The 273-nt window shown below is 56.0% G+C and carries 1 protein-coding gene; it reads left to right on the top strand.

Features of this window, described 5'->3' with window-relative positions; all coding sequences use genetic code 11:
• Positions 1–273, top strand: a 273-nt coding sequence (locus tag LK536_RS58735; RefSeq protein ID WP_506092326.1) for a peptidase dimerization domain-containing protein, incomplete at both ends; no start/stop codon positions are given.

Below are 273 nucleotides of genomic sequence, written 5' to 3'. Positions count from 1 at the left end.
TGACAGTGCTCACGAACAGAGACGAGGAAGCAGGAAGCCATGCGGTCCAGGAGCGGATCATCGAAGAGGGCAAGAAAGCGGACTGGTGCATTGTAACAGAGGGCGCCCGGGAAAATGGAGCCATCGTGATTGAGCGCAAAGGCAACTGTTATTTCCACGTCCATGCATCGGGCCGCGCGGCCCATGCAGGTATCGAACCGGAGAAGGGCCGCAATGCCATAGAGGAACTGGCCCTGAAAATTGTAAAGCTGAGGGCGCTCCATGATTTTGACA

Source organism: Clostridium pacaense (assembly GCF_020709765.2).
GTDB classification, from domain to species: domain Bacteria; phylum Bacillota; class Clostridia; order Lachnospirales; family Lachnospiraceae; genus Enterocloster; species Enterocloster hominis.
This window is presented reverse-complemented; position numbering and strand designations above follow the sequence as displayed.